13 protein-coding genes and 2 pseudogenes are annotated in these 17,822 nt (G+C 53.6%); 9 read left to right on the top strand and 6 right to left on the bottom strand.

Annotated features, from left to right (window positions below):
* Positions 1-205: 205 nt before the first annotated feature.
* Positions 206-1,798, bottom strand: coding sequence for a phytoene desaturase family protein (locus tag AC0YNV_RS27465; protein ID WP_210045935.1), 1,593 nt, complete (start codon positions 1,796-1,798; stop codon positions 206-208).
* Positions 1,799-2,356: 558 nt separating this feature from the next.
* Positions 2,357-2,557: a hypothetical protein gene (locus AC0YNV_RS27460; protein ID WP_210045947.1), complete on the bottom strand. Its 201-nt coding sequence runs from the start codon at positions 2,555-2,557 to the stop codon at positions 2,357-2,359.
* Positions 2,558-3,004: 447 nt separating this feature from the next.
* On the opposite strand from AC0YNV_RS27460, the gene AC0YNV_RS27455 reads away from it, so the two are divergent.
* Both AC0YNV_RS27455 and AC0YNV_RS27450 read left to right on the top strand, forming a co-directional pair.
* The gene (locus AC0YNV_RS27455; RefSeq protein ID WP_475770896.1) at positions 3,005-3,253 is read left to right on the top strand and encodes an NAD-dependent epimerase/dehydratase family protein; all 249 of its coding nucleotides are present in this window, start codon (positions 3,005-3,007) and stop codon (positions 3,251-3,253) included.
* Between the two features lie 24 nt (positions 3,254-3,277).
* Positions 3,278-3,688 (top strand): NAD-dependent epimerase/dehydratase family protein, encoded by a 411-nt coding sequence (locus AC0YNV_RS27450; RefSeq protein WP_475770881.1) that lies wholly within the window; start codon positions 3,278-3,280, stop codon positions 3,686-3,688.
* 275 nt (positions 3,689-3,963) lie between these two features.
* Here the strand turns inward: AC0YNV_RS27450 and AC0YNV_RS27445 are convergent, their stop codons facing one another.
* Together AC0YNV_RS27445 and AC0YNV_RS27440 are read right to left on the bottom strand one after the other, a co-directional pair.
* Positions 3,964-5,562, bottom strand: a complete 1,599-nt coding sequence (locus AC0YNV_RS27445; RefSeq protein WP_475770880.1) for a response regulator transcription factor — start codon at positions 5,560-5,562, stop codon at positions 3,964-3,966.
* A complete protein-coding gene (locus AC0YNV_RS27440; protein ID WP_475770879.1) occupies positions 5,543-7,411 on the bottom strand; it encodes a cache domain-containing sensor histidine kinase in 1,869 nt (622 codons plus the stop codon). The genes AC0YNV_RS27445 and AC0YNV_RS27440 overlap by 20 nt, the downstream gene beginning before the upstream one ends.
* Before the next feature lie 182 nt (positions 7,412-7,593).
* On the opposite strand from AC0YNV_RS27440, the gene AC0YNV_RS27435 reads away from it, so the two are divergent.
* The 5 genes from AC0YNV_RS27435 to dgoD all read left to right on the top strand — a co-directional run bounded on the left by AC0YNV_RS27435 (position 7,594) and on the right by dgoD (position 13,458).
* On the top strand, positions 7,594-9,057 hold the full coding sequence (locus tag AC0YNV_RS27435) for an extracellular solute-binding protein (RefSeq protein ID WP_475770878.1): 1,464 nt from the start codon (positions 7,594-7,596) through the stop codon (positions 9,055-9,057).
* An 83-nt stretch (positions 9,058-9,140) separates the two neighbouring features.
* On the top strand, positions 9,141-10,049 hold the full coding sequence (locus AC0YNV_RS27430; RefSeq protein ID WP_475770877.1) for a carbohydrate ABC transporter permease: 909 nt from the start codon (positions 9,141-9,143) through the stop codon (positions 10,047-10,049).
* A gap of 28 nt (positions 10,050-10,077) precedes the next feature.
* Complete coding sequence (locus AC0YNV_RS27425) at positions 10,078-11,400, top strand: carbohydrate ABC transporter permease (protein WP_475770876.1); 1,323 nt, start codon at positions 10,078-10,080, stop codon at positions 11,398-11,400.
* Between the two features lie 54 nt (positions 11,401-11,454).
* The gene (locus tag AC0YNV_RS27420) at positions 11,455-12,219 is read left to right on the top strand and encodes an SDR family NAD(P)-dependent oxidoreductase (protein ID WP_475770875.1); all 765 of its coding nucleotides are present in this window, start codon (positions 11,455-11,457) and stop codon (positions 12,217-12,219) included.
* Between the two features lie 105 nt (positions 12,220-12,324).
* Positions 12,325-13,458, top strand: coding sequence for a galactonate dehydratase (dgoD, locus tag AC0YNV_RS27415; protein ID WP_475770874.1), 1,134 nt, complete (start codon positions 12,325-12,327; stop codon positions 13,456-13,458).
* Positions 13,459-13,890: 432 nt separating this feature from the next.
* On the opposite strand, the pseudogene AC0YNV_RS27410 reads toward dgoD, so the two are convergent.
* Positions 13,891-14,235, bottom strand: a pseudogene (locus AC0YNV_RS27410) (MerR family transcriptional regulator); the annotation flags it as partial.
* A 291-nt stretch (positions 14,236-14,526) separates the two neighbouring features.
* Between AC0YNV_RS27410 and AC0YNV_RS27405 the strand changes: the two are divergent.
* Both AC0YNV_RS27405 and AC0YNV_RS27400 read left to right on the top strand, forming a co-directional pair.
* Positions 14,527-15,346 (top strand): annotated as a pseudogene (locus tag AC0YNV_RS27405) (oxidoreductase).
* Positions 15,347-15,547: 201 nt separating this feature from the next.
* Positions 15,548-16,585: a Gfo/Idh/MocA family protein gene (locus AC0YNV_RS27400; RefSeq protein WP_475770873.1), complete on the top strand. Its 1,038-nt coding sequence runs from the start codon at positions 15,548-15,550 to the stop codon at positions 16,583-16,585.
* Between the two features lie 73 nt (positions 16,586-16,658).
* Here AC0YNV_RS27400 and AC0YNV_RS27395 read toward each other — a convergent pair whose 3' ends face one another.
* Positions 16,659-17,732, bottom strand: coding sequence for a GntR family transcriptional regulator (locus AC0YNV_RS27395; protein ID WP_475770872.1), 1,074 nt, complete (start codon positions 17,730-17,732; stop codon positions 16,659-16,661).
* Between the last annotated feature and the right edge of the window lie 90 nt (positions 17,733-17,822).

Genomic DNA, 17,822 nt, shown 5'->3' with positions numbered 1-17,822 from the left:
TGGAGAATACGTGCAGGATATGGAAGAATATGGGGTTTCAATCTCCCCCTCTATTTCCTCACGCCTTCATGTTGTCCAGGTCTATGAATTGGTCACCCGAACGACCTTCATGCATGTCTAACAAGGGTGAAATCCTGCGAATAAGCGAGCATTCGTGAGAAAACTTAATCGTACCGAGGGAGCTCAATAACGAGTAGTATATTCACTATTGATCGAGAGATAGAAGTTGCTGCGCCACGATGTAGCCCGATCCGCCGTTGATGCCGTGTCCTGGCCAAGTGGCAGCGCCCAGCATGTAAAGATTCGTGATCTCCGTCCGGTGGCCCGGCTGGGAAGGCAGCGGGCTGAACAAGTAGCTTTGCGCGAAGTCGCGCGATCCGCCATAGGGATCACCGGGGCCGGAATTCGGGTTGAAACGGGCAAGGGTGTCAGGCGTGACGACGGACTTGCCGATGATAGCGCCCGGAATGTTCGGAATATGTTTGCCTACTATGGCGATCACGCGCTCAGCGAATCGTTCGGTCAATTCTTGCGTCCACGTGCCATCGCCGACGTCAATCTGACCGGCAGCATCGCCGCGGGGGCGGCAAGGCACCTCAAGGACTTGGAGCCGCATGATCGCTTTGCCGACCGGCGCTCGGCTGGGATCGAGATTGGTAGAGCAATCGACCGTAAAGGTCGGCTTGGCCGGCAGAAGATCGGCAAACCCTTGCGCGATGGCTTGGGTGAAGCCGTCGAGCCCATCGGTCAGATGGGGCTGGCCGACTCTGGCAAACCGCGGATCGGGCCACTTCGGCGCTTCGCTCAGCGCCAGATGGATCTGAACGCAACCTCTTCCATAGCGGTATCGCTTTGCTTGGCCGCGTATGTCGGGGCTAATTTGCTCATCCGCCAAGAGCGACAGGTACAACTGGTCCGGGCCGGTGGAGGCGACGACAGTATGCTTCGCGTGGTATTCGTCTCCTTCCGCTGTGCGCACGGCGACGGCTTTGCCGTTTTTGACAATGATCCGCTCAACTCGTGTACCGGTTACGATCGTGCCACCCTGATCCTGCACTAATCGAGTCAATGCCTGTGCAAGCATCTCGCTGCCTCCTTCGGGAATAGGCATCCCGCCGCCCATAAGCGCCATCGCTGTGAGCGGCACCCAGATACCGCTACCGACTTCGTCCGGTGTGCGGCCCAGATGCGTGACCCAAGATGCCAGCATGGCGCGCATGACTGGAGACCGGAAATCGCTCACCGCATTGCGGGCGGTGGAAAATAGGGAAGCGGCGAACGCCGAATAGCCTTTGCCCCCATTTCGTTGGTCATATAGCAACTTCCGGATAATCTCTGAAGCTTGCTGACCAGATAAGTCTAGGTTAAACAACTCAAAAACGTTCCCCGCATACGGTGCAAATGCCTCGAACATACGTCCTAGCACAGCGCCGTCACCGGGGGCCAGACGCTCAGCCTCAACGGCCAAGTCTTTGCTCGAGCGTGAGAAGACGGCCGTCTCGCCGTTCTCCATCGAGACGCCGGTTGGAAGTTCCGTGTTCACGTAACGCAGTCCTCGCGCCTGGAGCGCTTCCCTGAAGTCTGCATAAGCGGGGCCGCTCAGGAACAGTGGGTGGGCTGCGGCGTAGACGTCATGCTTGAAGCCGGGCAACGTCAGTTCTTCCGTACGCAAAAATCCACCTGGGCGGTCATTCTTCTCCAGCATTAAGACGCTTCTCCCCGCTTGCGTCAAATAAGCGGCCGCGATCAGCGCGTTGTGGCCGCAGCCAATCATGATTACGTCGTACTTGTTCAACATCGATTCCCCCTCCGCGTCTATAAGCCAGATCAAGTTTAACGCAAACGAGCCGCGAGGGATGGCGCTTATTGTCGACCATTCCAAAATTTCCTTGCAGTAATGAGCGGATTTGTTCAGGAAAGATACCGGCATCTCTGCGGCAATCAATGTGAATGAAATCGCAAGGTGGAGACTGCCATAGCATTAAAAGCGGTCTTCGCTGCGCGTGGATAATAAAGGAAAATGATGGGTGTATGTTGAAGTGACAAATACAGATCAATTTATTATTCGAAGGGGGATATGAGAATGAGCTTAAAGGTGGAACCATTGTCTCTGCTAAAAGCAGATATATCAGGGTCTCAGGGTCTAAGTGGCAGGAAAGTCAGAGCTGAGGAGCTCGATATTGATACTGTCAGCTTTTGATTGCGGATTTAATCAAGAACACATAAAGGCAAGTGACAAGTATGGCTGCTTAGGCAGCCGTTTTTATTACTTTGCTAAAGGGCACTAGAGCTCAATTAAAAGGCTGCCGGCAATGAATCCGTCAGCCTAATGCAGTTAGCAAATATAGAGTGCCACTTACCGAACATAGAACCGGCATGCAGCTTTTGTGTTGTACATACCATTGATATTGACGGCATCGGCGGTCAGCTCCTCGATCGGGCCACCGTAATCGGCGATCTCGCCAGAATCGTCGTATTTAACCTGGACCGGTAGCTGCGCAAACATTGCCTTCTTTAGATCAATTTCTAGGTATAATTCCTGGCCTACAGCAAACATACGAATCGCCTCCTGAAGACAATATTTGTCAAATCAAGAGAAATTCCTTCGTAAATTTAAACTTTGAAGGTCACATATTAGGCTAGTAGAAATAGGCTTATGTTGACGCTAACCGCTCACGATAGTACGGAAATTAAACTGCTTGAGACTGGCAGGTTAGCGCAACAATTGCTCTCCTATTGCATCAAAGTTTGGAAGGCAGCTAACAGTCTGAGCACACACGATCTCCTAAAAATCTTCCCCTGAGGTATCCCACGGTCTAAAAAAGCTTGGGCATGACTCTCTCCCTTGGACACATCGAAACCTATGACTGGATTCATTCCATGACTCCCCTAGTATTTTCACCGGCAGCCCTAACCTTCTTGTTTTCGACACTATCGCATGTGATACGGGATCAACGTCCCAACCAGCCTAACCATGGTTGAACAAGTAGGGGGGATGAGCTGAATAGCTCTCGGAGTTGTTGACGCTCTCCGGGGCACTGATGTTGTGGTTCACTTGGCAGCACAGTTCCGTGGTGTAGACGAGAACACCACCAGATTGTCAAACTTCGATGGCAGCATAGCATTAGCTCACGCTGCGTTGAAGGCGGATGTGCCAAGGTTTGTTTTTTCCAGCACCAATAATGTGTACGGTTCCGGGGATCATTCGAGACCAAAACGTGAAGATGACGAGCTCAGGCCTGCCTTTCCCTAACCTCAATCCAAAGCTGATGCCGAAGTGGCGCTGCTACGGCTTTATCGCGAGCAGGGATTAGGACTGCGCATAGTGCGGCTTCCATTTGTCTATGGCGATCGCGATCCCCATATCGCAGAATTTCTGCCGTTATTGCGTAATTGGAATCCAGCCAAACGATTCTCTATGGCACACCATGCGGATGTAAGTCAAGCCCTGATGCTCGCAGCTTCCACACCAGGTATTGATGGCCGAATCTACAATGTTGCCGACGATGCGCCGATCGCCGCTGCGGAATTGTTACAGCTTCATAATAGCGAAGTTTCGTCGGAAGCGCTGCAGCAGGAGTTTGATCCATGGGACATGATCGTCGATACAACGCGTATAAGAGACGAATTGCATTATCGACCGATTTACCCTTCGTACTATTCGGCAAGAGATGCAGGTGCACTTTAATAAAATTGAAGGAAGCAGCCCTCTAGAGCCTGATGCGTTTAGGAGTGCGAATTATCTTCTGATGGAAAGCAGTCTCCTGTCTTTAAGGTCGGTTCATACTGAACTACCATGAAAGAACGGATTTTCCGCGGATCCGATATGCTGCATGTTGTTTGTTATGGGAAATCATCAAGAGGCATTACGATAACATGCCAGTCTTGATTTGGCTGAATAAGAGGATACCAAGAGAGCTCCGTCCCGGAAGGGGACGGAGCTCTTTCTCCTTCTGGCGCTTGTCAGACACGGTAGGCGGACGGACTGACGCCAGCGGTTTTCTTGAAGACGTTGCAGAAGTAATTCTGGTCCTCATAGCCGACCAGTTGGGAGATCCGCGCGATCTTCAAGTTCGTCGTGCGAAGCAGCTCCCGGGCGCGGTTCATGCGGATTCGCGTAACGTAATCGCTGAAGCAGATGCCGACGACGAGCTTGAACCGCTTGGAGAAATAATTCGGGTGGATGAAATACGTCTCCGCCACCCACTGAAGGGACAGCTCCTCCGCGTAATGCTCCTCGATATGCCGCTTCACGTGCGCGATGATATCGTCGCACGAACGGTCGGTTCCGCTGCCGGCGATGCTCTCCAAATGCTTCAGCTGCCGGTCGATCACTGCTGTAATCTCACACCAGCCGGAGAGCTGCTCCAGAGAGGCGGCAGGCGAGCCCGCCGATGCGCTCGGCAAGGCCGTGCCTTGCTTCGCCGCGTGCTTGCGCAGCATTCGCATCACCTCCGCATAGACGAATTCCAGCTGGTCGTAGCGGGCATCCGGCGACTCCGCGAGACGGCGGAAGAGTCCGCCGGCATACGCATGGAAGTCACGGTACGCGCCCTCATCCAGCATGGCCGGCATGACGCGCTCGGCCTCGTCCATCAGCCGCGGGCTGGCGTCCGCGGCTTGCCGGCCCGCTTCCGTTCCGGCTTCGGTGCAAACGCTGCCGCTTCCCAGCAGCAGCTGGTACTGAAGCGCTTTGCGTGCCTCGGTATACGCGAACCGGAGCTGTGTCAGCTCTTCCTTCGTCCCGCTGATGCCGATGGACACGGTCAAGCCGAGATGGCGTGAGATCCATGCCGCGGTCCCGGTCAGCGCTTCCGCGAGCGGCTTAAGGGAGAAGGCGGCTTCGGAGCCGAGAAGGGCGACGATCTCTTCTTTATGATAAGCGTGCTTGAAGACGACGGAGGAGATATTCGCGAGCGGGAGCAGCGTATTCCCCAGCACGTTCTGAACGGCGAACCTGGCCAGCGTTCCTTCGTCCGGGCCGAATCGGCTGTCCGCTCCGCCGCGGATCCGCACGACAGCCGCGGCGAAGCTCCGGCAGGCCGACATCGCGGGCGGGAGACCGTCCCATCTCGCATCCGCCTCCGAGATGAGGTGGGTCAATTGGAAGTCCAGCGGCTGCAGATGGCTCTGCCGGATCCAGGCTCCCAGCTCGTGAAGCTGCGTCAGATCCGCCGCGTCCTTTTGTTCTTCGCGGAGCTCCTTGCACAAGTCGCCCAACAAACCGTGCAGCTTATCCTTGTCGATCGGTTTGAGCAGATAGTCCTTGACATTGTATTGGAGCGCCGTGCGCACGTATTCGAATTCATTGAAGCCGCTGATGATGACGAATTTCAAGCGCGGGCTCTGCGTCCGCGCCTGCTCGATGAACTGCAAACCGTCCATGCCGGGCATCCGCACGTCCGTCAGCACGATATCCGGCTGGCAGCCCGCCAGCTTGGACAGCGCCTCGAAGCCGTCGCCCGCTTCGCCAGCCAGCTGCAGACCGAGCGTCTCCCAATCGATTTTGCGGATAAGGCCCTGCCGCAGCAGGGGTTCGTCTTCAACGATCATAACCTTCATCGGGATGTCCTCCTCCTGTTTGCTTGGGCAGCCGGAACGAGATTCGCGTTCCCGCCCCCGGCTTGCTATCGATGATCACCTGCGGATCGCTTTCGAAATACATCTGAACGCGCTTGAACACATTGGCCAGACCGATCATCGTCCGCGCGGAGGACTGCCGCGACACGATGTCCGGGGAATCGGTCAGCTTGCGGCGCAGCAGCTCGATTATGGCCGGATCCATGCCGACGCCGTTGTCATAAACGTCGATCCGAAGCGTCGCTTCGTCCAGGCTGGTCAGCGCCACCCGCACGAATTTGGGCCCGAGCTTCTGCTCCAGACCGTGAATGACGGCGTTCTCGACGAGCGGCTGCACGAGAAACTTCGGCACGATCAGCTCCTCAATGCCCGGCTCCACGTCGATCTCGTAGACGAACAGCCCGCCGAACCGGATTTGGTAGATGGACAAATATTGATTCAGATGCGCGACCTCTTCCCGGACCGTGGCGAGCCCGCCGCCGTTCAGGTTATAGCGGAGCATGCCCCCGAGCGCGAGGCAAATATACGAGATGCGTTCGTCGCCGTCGATCGAAGAGATGCTGTCGATCGTGCTGAGCGTATTGAACAGAAAATGCGGGTTGATCTGCGATTGCAGCGCCTTGATCTCCGCTTCCTTCTTCAGCAGCTCCGTCTCGTACACTTTATGGATAAGCGAGCGGATTTCGTACGTCATCTTGTTGAAGCTGTGCTGAATGGTGGAGAGCTCATCCGTGCCCCGCACGTCGATGAACGCTTGAAAATCGCCTTTCTCGACCTGCTTCATCCGCTTGTTGAGTTCCTTCAACGGCTTCGTGAAGCCCGCGGCGATCGCGGAACCGATTAGCATCGCCGCAAGAAAGCTGGCGAGCGCAATCAGGACGAGCAGATTGCGGAACGTGTTCACCTTGTTCACAATGCGGTCGAGCGGCACGCTGCCGATAACCAGCCAATCGCCGTAGCCGAGCGCGCGGTAGAAGCCGATGTTCATTTGGCTGCCGCTTTTGAACCGGTAGTCGACGTATCGGTCCGGGACCGGATGGGCGCGGTAACCGGCGAAGAGCGGAGAGTCGGCGATGGACGCATTGATCAACTCGTGATCTTTGGCGAAAATAACCCGTCCCTGGCGGTCGACGATATAGTAGGCGCTGCCGTCGTCGTTGCTTAGTCCGATGAATGCCTTTTCGATAATGGCTGGATCCATGTCGATTTTGATATAGCCAATCGGCGTTTGCGAGTTGGAGGTGATCCGCTTGAGCTGCTGGACGTAGCTGATCGTTTGCACGGGCGTTCGCGAGGTATTGATCTTCGTGATGGAAGCTGTCCAGAGCGGATAGCCGTCCAGCCGTTTTGCCTGCTCGAAGAGCCGCTCCTGGTCCTGCTCGAACAGCTCCCTGACCCCGGAATTGTAGTAGTAATAGCTGGAGTATTCGTCGCCGCGCAGACTGGCGATCTTGATGAAGGCAATGAGCGGATTTTGCAGCTTCTGTCCTTCCAGCTTGTTGCGGTAATATTGCTGGTCGTCGAAGTCCGGCAGCCCGCCGCTCAGGAATTTCTGCAGGGAGGTGTCGCTGAAATAACTGTAGCCGATATTGCTGATGGTCTTGAAGTGCAGTTTCAAGGTGTCGGCGGTCTGCTCCGTCATCTTCTCTAGACCGTCCAGGGTGGAGGCCTGCAGCTCACTCTGCATGATCCGGTAGTAGGAGTAACCCATGATGAGCGCGGTCAAGCCGATGACGACGAAGAAAGAGAGAATCAGCTTGCTGCGGAATTGAACGGTGCGCGGCCTTCCCAATCTCAGCCATCGATGATCCAGGCGATCAACCTCCTTCATAGACAGGTTGCGGGTAAGGGTTGGTATTCGACAGGCAGGAGGCTATTCCTGTCGGCGGCAAAGCAGCGGACGGAAGAGCTTAGAATATTGCTAAAGAGAGGTTACGAAATTATATAGAAAGCGCTCTCATCAAATTATACACTTGATTTGTGAATGATTACCATAAGGGAGGCAGCCAACTGATGAAGAACAAAAATCTGTTTGGAAGATGGACGTTTGCGGCAATCATCCTGTCATTATTGCTAACGGTTACGGCCTGCGGAGGCAGCAGCGGCGGCTCTAACACGAACACAGGCAGCATGGACGGCAACAACGGCGCGGCGGCTGCCAATGCGGATGCCGGCACGAACGCGGCGAACGAAGGAACGGCGAACGCGGGCGCAGGTGATGCCGGCGGAACGGTCGAGATCAAGGTATGGGACCAGCCGCAGCCCGAGGATCCGAACAAACCGGTATGGGAAGAAATCCAGGCTGGCTTCGAAGCGGCGAATCCGAACATCAAGGTCACGCACGAGACGATGCCGCAAGGCACAAACGACCGCGAGGTGTTCGTGACGTCGATGGTAGGCGGGAACGGCCCGGATGCCTATCAATCGGCGCATTTCCCGATCATCGGAGACTGGGTCGGCCAAGGCCTGGCGCTCGATCTGACGCCTTATTGGGACGGATATGCGGATAAGGATCAATTCATTCCTTCTTCGATGACAGCCGGCACGATCGACGGCAAAGTGTACGGCATTCCGCATGACATGTACGCGACGGGCCTGTTCTACAACAAGAAGATGTTCACGGCCGCGGGGCTCGATCCCAATAAGCCGCCGGCAAATTGGGACGAACTGGTCGCGGACGGCATCAAGCTCACGGACACCGCCAAGAAACAGTACGGCATCACACTGCTGGGCATGGAATGGGCGGACTGGTGGTTCGAGTATTACGTCTGGCAGGCGGGCGGCGACCTGACGCATCTGAACGACGACGGCACGGTGACGCTCGCCTTCACGGAAGAGCCGTCCGTTACGGCGCTGCAATTCTACAAGGATCTGAAGTGGAAGCACAAAATCGTGCAGAACAACGTGCTGCAGAGCTACCAGGACAACATGAACGATATCTTCCAGGGACGCGCGGCGATGTCGAACGGTGCGTCCAGCGGCTTCGGGGATTACGCTGCGAACGGCATGGATCTCGCGGACGTCGGCTTCGCGCCGTATCCGGTCGGTCCCTCCGGCCAAGGCCCTAGCCAGATCGGCGGCGCGTACTGGATCATCAATCCGAAGACGTCCAAGGAGAAACAGGACGCAGCCTGGAAGTACATCACCTACATTAATTCCAAGGAAGTGCTCGAGAAATACCTGCAATTCCAGTCCGACAACGGCTTATTCCCGAACCTGCTGTCGGTCCGCAGCGACGTGAACCCGGCGGACTTCGCGGAGAACGTCTCGCAGGAGCTGATCGACAACGTCAACAAGGCGGCAGCCAATACCCATCTGGAGTACTTCCTGAAGGAACGCTTGACGCCGTACGTGGTCAAAGCAGTCCAGAAGGCGCTGACCGATGAGAAATCGGATCCGAAGGCGCTGCTCGCGGAAGCGCAGGCGGCCGCGCAGAAGGAAGTCATCGATGCGTACAACGCATCCGTGAAGAAATAAATACCGGAGCGGAGACTTGAAGCGGGCCGGGCGGCCGCAGAGGGCTCCGCTCACCAATTTCGCGCGAAAGGATGCGGACGAGAATGAAAACAGCCCTGCAGCAGCCGGGGACACCGTTGCGAGCGAAGCCCGGCTTCCGCTTCAAGATCGCCTGGACGCCGATATTTTTCCTGACCCCGGCGGTGCTCGCCTTTTTGATTTTCAAATATTATCCATTGTTCCAAGCGGTCTACATGAGCTTCTTCGACTACAAGGTCATCGATCCCCCAGGGCGCTTCGTCTTGCTCGACAACTATGCGTACCTGATCCATTCGACCGAATTCTGGAATGCGCTCAAGAACACGTTCGCCTTCTTCGGCATTTATTTCATCCTGACGTTCTGGATTCCGATCATGCAGGCGATTCTACTGAACGAAATCACGACGGCAAACAAGACGATCCGCGTCTTGTACCTGCTGCCGACGGCGGTTCCGGCGGTTGCCGGCTACCTGCTGTGGAAGTGGCTGTACAACCCGGATTACGGCTTGCTGAATTACCTGCTGCACTTCGTCGGGCTTGGTCCTTACGGCTGGTTGAACGACCCGCACATGGCCAAATGGGCGATCGTGTTTCCCGGCGTGTTCGGCACCGGGCTCGGCATGCTGATCTATTACTCGGCGCTCAAGGGCATCCCGGCGGAGAACATCGAAGCGGCCAAAATCGACGGCGCCGGACCTTGGAAGCGGATGTCCGCCATCGTCTTCCCGAGCTTGAAATTCGTCATCGGCATCCAGTTCGTGGCGTTCATCTCCGGCGTGTTCCTGACGTTCGACCCGATGTATATCATGACCGGCGGCGGGCCGGCGAACAGCACGCGAACGCTGTCCATGCTCGTCTTCGACAGCTCCTTCAAGGAGTTCCGCTTCGGGGTGGCGGGCGCCGTCTCCTTCGTGATGTTCTTCATCATCGCGCTCATTACGTACGCACAAATCAAAATGTCGGGCAGGGAATGACTCAGAACCTGCCGGGAAGGAGCCAGCCATGGCTGCACGGAACAAACGCATAAGAGAGCGCGGCGCTTTATCCGTCAAAATCGTTTCCTATTCGGTCGCCGCGTTTTTCATCATCGTCTCCGTCATTCCGTTATTGTGGATGATCAGCTCGTCGATGAAGGACAACATCTCCATTTACAAGTTTCCGCCGACCTGGGTCCCGAAGGTGCCCAAGTCCGTCAACATCACCTTGAATTACGACGGCACGAAGCTGCAGAAGCCGGAAGAGCTCGAATTGGACGCCATGGAGGCGATCTGGTTCACGTGGAAAAAAATGCAAAACGAAGCGATTGGCTCCATGCGCGTGACAGGAATCAAGGATGGCCATGTCGTATATATAGCATACATGCCCGCGTACAACTTCACGATCGGACGGCCGCAAATCGTGCCGACCCAGCTGGCCACGGACGCGACGATGCGGATCAAGCTGCCGCAAATCCGCGAGCGGGGCCTGACTGATTTCCGCATGCTCGGCTCCGGCGGAGCTGAGTATAACGGCGCAATGACGGTCCCGGCTGAGCTGCCGGAGACGGCGAGCACGGTCCAGCGTCTGATCTTGGAATCCAAGGTCATCAAAGGAGAATTGCAAACGATTTCAGAGTCAGGGGACTGGAAGCGGCTGTTCGATAATTACATCGTGCTCTGGCAGATGGCAAGCGGCGATGATAACGCTTACGGCTTCCAGCACTTCCTGCTGAACAGCGTGATCGTGACGGGCGCGACGATTGTGTCCCAGCTGCTGATCGGCGGCATGGCGGGCTATGCGCTGGCTCATCTCGTGCGCAGGCACATTGGCGGCTGGCTAACGCTTTTTTTCGTCGCGACGATCATGATTCCGGAGCTGGCGATCCTCGTTCCGCTTTACTTGACGATGGATAAGCTGCATTTGGTTAACACGCTGTGGGGCATTATTTTGCCGCATACCGCGTGGGGGATCGTCATCTTCCTGTTCAAGGGGTTCTTCGATCAGCTGCCGGGTGAGCTCATTCAGGCGGGGAGAATCGACGGGGCCTCGGAGGTTCATATTTTCTGGGGGATCATCATTCCGATGTCCACGCCGATCTTCACGGTCGTTTCGGTCATGACGTTCATCGCCGTATGGAACGAATTCCTATGGCCGCTCGTCGTGGCGAAATCGCCGCAGGTGTGGACCTTCACGGTCGCGCTGAACGATTTTCAGAACCGGCAGAGCATGGGAGCGAACGTCATTATGTCCAGTCTCGTCATCGCCACCATCCCGCTTATGATCATTATTATTTCCTGCCAGAAGCTGATCGAGAAAGGCGTGTCGTTTACGGGGCTGAAAGGATAACAGCGGTTGTGGCTGCGGTCGCGGCCGACAGCGCGAGGAAGCGAGGGATAGAATATGGAACGCAAAGTAGCATTGGTTACGGGCTCCGGCAGAGGCATCGGCAGAGGCATCGCGCTGGCATTTGCGAGAGCTGGCTATGACGTCTGCGTGAATTACAACCGCAGCGCGGAGAAGGCGGAGGCTGTCGTGCAGGAAATTCGGGCCATCGGCGTGCGCGCCGAATCGGTACAGGCGGATATCTCGACGATCGAAGGCGTGGACGCGTTGTACGACGGTGCGCGCGCGGCGTTCGGCCGATTGGACGTGAGCGTGGCGAATTCCGGCATTACGCGGATGCAGCCGTTTCTGGAGACTACGCCGGAGCTGTACGACGAAGTGATGAACACGGATTTGAAGGGGCTCTACTTCTGTTCGCAGCGGGCGGCGCGCATCATGGCGGAGCAGGGGACGAAAGGCGCGCTCATCCATATCAGCTCCAACCATGCGGAAGGCACGTGGTCGAACGCGACGGTGTACGCCGCGGCGAAGGCGGCGGTCAACAAGCTGACGAAGAACATGGCGCTCGACCTGGCCGGCTACGGTATCCGCGTCGTCGGCATCGCACCGGGCTACACCCTGCTCGGCGAACCGAAGGATGAGCAGGTGCGCGCGCGCATTGCCGGCGTGGCCTCGCGTATTCCGCTCGGCCGCTTCGCCACGACGGACGAGGTCGGCGAGGCGGCCGTGTACCTCGCTTCCGACAAGGCGGGCTATATGACGGGAACGACGGTATACATGGACGGCGGCGCTCTGCTGCCGGTATGGGCGGATAAAGGCTAGGCGGAAGCAAAAGCATCCGAGAATGCGGCATAATTGACCGGTAAATGGATGACGGCAGGCGAAGCAGGACGAATCCAAGTGAAACGCAGGAGGAGACGAATCATTATGAAAATCACCGATATGAAGCTATACCATGTGAAACCGCGCTGGTTGTTTCTGAAGATCGAGACCGACGAAGGGATAAGCGGGTGGGGAGAACCGATCGTCGAAGGCCGTGCGCTTACTGTCGCGACCGCGGTGGAAGAGCTGAAGCGCTACTTGATCGGCCAAGATCCGCTGCGCATCGAGCACCACTGGCAGATCATGTACCGGGGCACCTTTTACCGCGGCGGCCCGGTGCTGGTCAGCGCGATCAGCGGCATCGAGCAGGCGCTGTGGGATATTAAGGGCAAGTTCTACAACATGCCCGTCTACGAAATGCTCGGCGGAAAAGTACGCGAGACCATCCGCATGTACAGCCACTGCGGCGGGGCGACGCCGGACGAGATCGCGGGGAACGCGAAGAAGCGAATGGAAGCGGGCTTCACCGCAATCAAGATCGGCGTCGACGCGCCGGTGCGGCAGATCGACACGCTGGCGTTCGTGGAGAACGTGGCGAATAAGTTTGCGGCCATCCGCGAAGCAGCCGGCAGCGGGCTCGACATCGCCATTGATTTCCATGGGCGCGTCAGCCCGGCGATGTCGATCCGGCTTGCGGCAGCCCTGGAGCCGTATTACCCGATGTTCATCGAGGAACCGTGCCTGCCGGAGAACGTGGATGCGCTACTGCGCGTCGCGCAGTCGACGAGCATTCCGATCGCCACCGGCGAGCGGCTGTTCACCCGCTGGGGCTTCCGCGAGGTGCTGGAGAAAGGCGCCGTCGCCATTGTCCAGCCGGATCTGTGCCATGCCGGCGGGATCTTCGAGGGCCGCAAAATCGCGGCGATGGCCGAGATGCACTATGCAACCGTGGCGCCGCACAACCCGCTCGGGCCGATCTCGCTCGCTTCCTGTCTCCAGCTCGATGCCTGCACGCCGAACTTCCTCATCCAGGAGCATCCGTCCATGGCGGAGAAGTGGGACCTCGGCGAAGGCTATCTGAAACGGCCGTTTGTGGTCGAGGGCGGCAATATCGCCGTGCCGCAAGGCCCGGGCCTCGGCATCGAGATCAACGAGGAAGCGTTGATCGAACGCGGCTACGGCGGCGATTGGGATACGCCGAGACTGGCTTACGACGACGGCTCGTTCGCCGAATGGTAGGCGCGTTGGAAGAAGGCGGAGCCGTCGCATTCAAAGGCGCGGAAAGACTTGAAGCTATTTATAATGCATAATAAACTATCATGAACATGTACTATATAGTCCCTTAATCCGAACATTAGTTGATGTAATCTGCCGTTTAGCACAATTGTGCCGGACAAGAACATATATCCATAATAACTCGCGCTGAGCGCGGGTTTTTATTTACCTTATAGAATGTATAAGTTTCACATTTATCCATTCAATAAGGACTGAGGGAAGAAATTTGCTGCGCCACCAAAGGACGGCGACAGCAGGTTCTTCTTGTATGGGTACAACTTCTTGTCCTTTTCGAAAAACATGAAGCTGTATGGTTCTCAGGAATGGGGAATAGATAGGATAGGATATCCATAGAGGTTAAGCGATTTAAATTACGGTACCGGTCTTCAGCTTACATTACGTTTCATCTGCAAACACACAGTTATTTTGTGAGTGTACCGCTGTTGTCCCAAAATCAATAGCTGTTTTGTAATACCAAATCTTATAATCTATTTTCTGCAAATACTCTTCTAATTCGGCAATTTTCTCCTTAACAACTTTTTTGTGTGTTTCAAACACTTCAAGACGCTGATTTAATGTAACGTCTCCTTCCATGCCCCAATCAACATACTGTCTAATCTTTTTCACTGACATACCACTTTTTCTCAAACATGTTATTACGGCAAGCCATTCAAAATCACTCTCTTTAAAATTTCTGTTACCCACCTTATTACGATCAACAAAGGGCAGTAAGCCCTGCTTGTCATAAAAGCGCTATGTATGTGCAGTTAGTCCTGTCATATCGGCAACTTGACTAATCGTGTATCCCAATGAATAAAACCACCTTTTTTATGAAAATAATAATTTTATTATATAGATTAGAGTGCACTCTAAGTCAAAAAATATTCAAAAATTTATATTACCCAGGCTGGGACGATTGGAAATGATGTTTGGACCGGCGCGAAAATATCTCGTACAAGGCTTGACTTAGACAATACTCTAAGGTTTAGAATTTTTTTGCATCTAAAACTTTAATCTGAGGGAGAGAAATAAATGCGCAAAAACAGTGTTTGGATTATCACTGGATGTTCCACCGGATTCGGTAGAGAACTTGCAAAAGCAACGATTAAAGCAGGTTATAAGGTTGTTGTTACCGCAAGGAATCTTAATTCAATTACGGATCTTGTCAGTGGGAATACTGACAACGTTCTGGCAATGGAACTTGATGTTACAAAGCCCGATCAAATTGAAAACACGGTAAATGCCACTATAGAAAAGTTTGGTCGGATTGACGTACTTGTCAATAACGCTGGAATCGGATATTTTAGCTCAAGAAACCCGGAGAATGTTCGAAATCAACTTCTGGGGCCTTATGCACATGACCAACGCTGTTTTACCTCATATGCGAAGCCAACTTTCAGGACATATTATCAATATATCGTCAATCGGGGGTTTATCTTCGTTTCCTGGAGTGGGTTACTATAATGGAACCAAATATGCTGTTGAAGGTATATCGGAAAGCCTTGCCCAAGAGGTGGCTCCATTTAAAATTCGTGTAACTTTGATTGAGCCAAGCAATTTCCGTACGGATTGGTCCGGACGCTCTGCCGTTAAAACAAAATCAGCTATCAAGGAGTATGAGGATCTCATCTCTCCATTTGTAAATGGAGAAACCCATGGAAAAGAACCCGGAGATCCAATAAAAGCTGCAAAAGCAATCGTTAGCATTGCCGGGTCAGAAGAGCCGCCGCTTCGATTGTTACTTGGATCGGATTCTTATCATATTGCGGTGAACAAATATACAGAGTTACTGGAACACTTCAAAGAATGGAAAGAAGTATCGGTGAATGCTGATTTCCAAGATCAGATGTAATGTAGTATTTAAATCATCATTTAAGTCTTTTATAAGGGTTGTAATAAGAGGCAAGAGTCTTTAATCTTAAAGAAAGTCAAATCCAGCCTGAGTGGATTAACTCCACTCAGGCTGATGGCAGAGATACCGTTTTTTTGTTTCTGGATATAACGATCGATGAGACGCGCACTAATGATAAATAATTTGCGAGGGGAAACAACGATGAAATTGAAAGTCGTACTTGTCGGAACGAAAGGCTGGGCCGATGCGCATGCCAAGGCATATCAAGCAAGCGACAGTATCGAAGTTGTCGGGATTTGCGGACACTCGAATACAGAGAGATTGAATAAACTGGCTGATCGCTATCAGATTGCAACCCGTTCGTTGGATTTGGCCAAATTGCTGCAAGAGACGAGCCCCGATATCGTAGACATTGTCAGCAGCGCCGACGCTCGTCTGGAATTGATAAAGGTGGCCGTCCGGTTTCCTGGCGTTAAGCTGATCAATATCGAAAAGCCGCTGGCGCTAACCCCGTCGGAAGCCTATGAAATCGAGGAACTTTGCAATACATACGGCAAGATGGTGCTGGTCAATCATCAGCATAAATATTTGCCGGCATGGCGCAAGGCGCAGCAATTGCTGCGTGATGGCGCGATCGGAGAGATCGAGTTTATTCGCGCTTCCACCAAGGTCAACATAATGGAGCAAGGCTCGCATCTGATTGATATGGTAATGTACTTTAATGATTTTAGTCCCGTCCGCTGGGTGATGGGACAAACCGGTCCGTATGAGGGCAAGGACAGCTCTTCAATCGTCGCGCCGGACGAGGCGATGGCCTCGATTTTGTTTGCCAACGGCGTGCGGGCTACGATTGAATGCGGCGCATTCGCGCGATCGCTCAAAGGTGAAACGAACCCGTTCTATCATATCGGAGTGGATGTATACGGCACAGAAGGGCACCTGAAGATCGCGCTTAATCAATCGCTGGAAGTGAGAAATTACATAACGGGCGAGCATACGATCGAAAAGTCGAGTTGGGAAGACAGTTACATGGATGCTTTGATCGATTATGTCAATTCCATTCCCGGATACGTGGCGAATCCGCAAGCCGGTCACATCTGCGATTTGGCTCATGCGATGCTGTCGTATCAAGTCATTATGGCCATCTACCATACTGCTGAATACGGAGGCAAGGTTGAATTGCCACATCGGTTTGAGGACAGTATTGTGGAGCGGTTTGCCGTCGATGCGGACCGGTGAACCAGCTCCATAAAACCGCTCGAAGGCTGCCGGCTTAATGGATTCGAAAGCTGAAATGAGGATATCGGTGGCGTTAAATTGTACTGATCGATTTTCGAATGACAAGATTGGTAGACAGTAATACTTTCTTGTAACCTTGCGAGGTATTGTTGATGCTCTCGAACAGAAGTTTTGTCCCTTCATAACCAAGCACGTCGAAATGCTGCTTGACGGTGCTCAAAGAAACTTTGGCGAATTTGGAGCTTTCAATGTCATCGAAGCCCATGATGGATATTTGCTCCGGTATTTTGATGCCTTGCAGCGTAAGCTGCTCAATCACTTCGAGAGCCCGTCTGTCGTTCACGCAAAAGAGAGCGGTAAGCTCTCCTTTTTGAATTTGACTCAACAGCTTGGAATAGTCCAGATCCCGCTGAAGATATAAAATATCGTCATCTGGAGTACGTGAGGCGTTTACCATGGCATTGCGGTACCCGTTGTACCGTTCGTTCTCCGTACTCAGATGAAAATCATAAGCGGCAAATCCGATATTCCGGTGGCCTTGGGCAATCAGATACTCAACGGCTGCATATGCGCCGTCATGGTTGTTGCATGTAATACAGTTGACCGGATATCCGGACGGAAAGCGGTCGAGCATGACAAAAGGTATTGATTTTTTGCGAATTTCGTTGAGATACTCTTTTGCCGCGTCGGGGTTGGCTGAATAAATAAGCAGCCCCCGGTTCTCCGATTGAATCAGTTTCAGAATGAGTTCCCGTTCCTGCTCAACATCATTTTCCACAAATTCAATAATGAGCTTGCAGCCCTGCTGGTTCAAGAAGGACTGAACTCCTTTAATGATCTGCATATAGGAACTGTCATACATTTCGTTGCCGGAAATAATAAAGGTAACGTAATTGGACGTTTTATTGACAGAAGCCTCCTGATTCGCGACAAAGCTTCCTTTTCCCCTCACCCGATAAATGACCCCTTCATTGACCAGCTCCGTCAACGCTTTTCGCACCGTAATCGAGCTAACATCGAGCAGTTTGGAAAACTCTGATTCGCTCGGAATTCGATCATCCTTGCCGAGCTCATTTTTCTCTATTTGTAAAAGCACATAATCCTTTACCAGCTGATACTTTGGCAATATCGTATCTTTCTTGCTCATGTAAGCTCTCCTCTTATTGGACATATGTTCAATTATAACGCACTTTATAATAGAATGTATACTAACTTATTCTAAACCTCTCGACTTCCA

The organism is Paenibacillus sp. JT31N11 (assembly GCF_056269285.1).
This window is presented reverse-complemented; position numbering and strand designations above follow the sequence as displayed.

Excerpts from the sequence above, each read along its gene's own strand:
- AC0YNV_RS27465 (WP_210045935.1), bottom strand. The coding sequence starts at position 1,798 with ATGTTGAACAAGTACGACGTAATCATGATTGGCTGCGGCCACAACGCG.
- AC0YNV_RS27460 (WP_210045947.1), bottom strand. The coding sequence starts at position 2,557 with ATGTTTGCTGTAGGCCAGGAATTATACCTAGAAATTGATCTAAAGAAG.
- AC0YNV_RS27445 (WP_475770880.1), bottom strand. The coding sequence starts at position 5,562 with ATGAAGGTTATGATCGTTGAAGACGAACCCCTGCTGCGGCAGGGCCTT.
- AC0YNV_RS27440 (WP_475770879.1), bottom strand. The coding sequence starts at position 7,411 with ATGAAGGAGGTTGATCGCCTGGATCATCGATGGCTGAGATTGGGAAGG.
- AC0YNV_RS27435 (WP_475770878.1), top strand. The coding sequence starts at position 7,594 with ATGAAGAACAAAAATCTGTTTGGAAGATGGACGTTTGCGGCAATCATC.
- AC0YNV_RS27430 (WP_475770877.1), top strand. The coding sequence starts at position 9,141 with ATGAAAACAGCCCTGCAGCAGCCGGGGACACCGTTGCGAGCGAAGCCC.
- AC0YNV_RS27425 (WP_475770876.1), top strand. The coding sequence starts at position 10,078 with ATGGCTGCACGGAACAAACGCATAAGAGAGCGCGGCGCTTTATCCGTC.
- AC0YNV_RS27420 (WP_475770875.1), top strand. The coding sequence starts at position 11,455 with ATGGAACGCAAAGTAGCATTGGTTACGGGCTCCGGCAGAGGCATCGGC.
- dgoD (WP_475770874.1), top strand. The coding sequence starts at position 12,325 with ATGAAAATCACCGATATGAAGCTATACCATGTGAAACCGCGCTGGTTG.
- AC0YNV_RS27400 (WP_475770873.1), top strand. The coding sequence starts at position 15,548 with ATGAAATTGAAAGTCGTACTTGTCGGAACGAAAGGCTGGGCCGATGCG.
- AC0YNV_RS27395 (WP_475770872.1), bottom strand. The coding sequence starts at position 17,732 with ATGAGCAAGAAAGATACGATATTGCCAAAGTATCAGCTGGTAAAGGAT.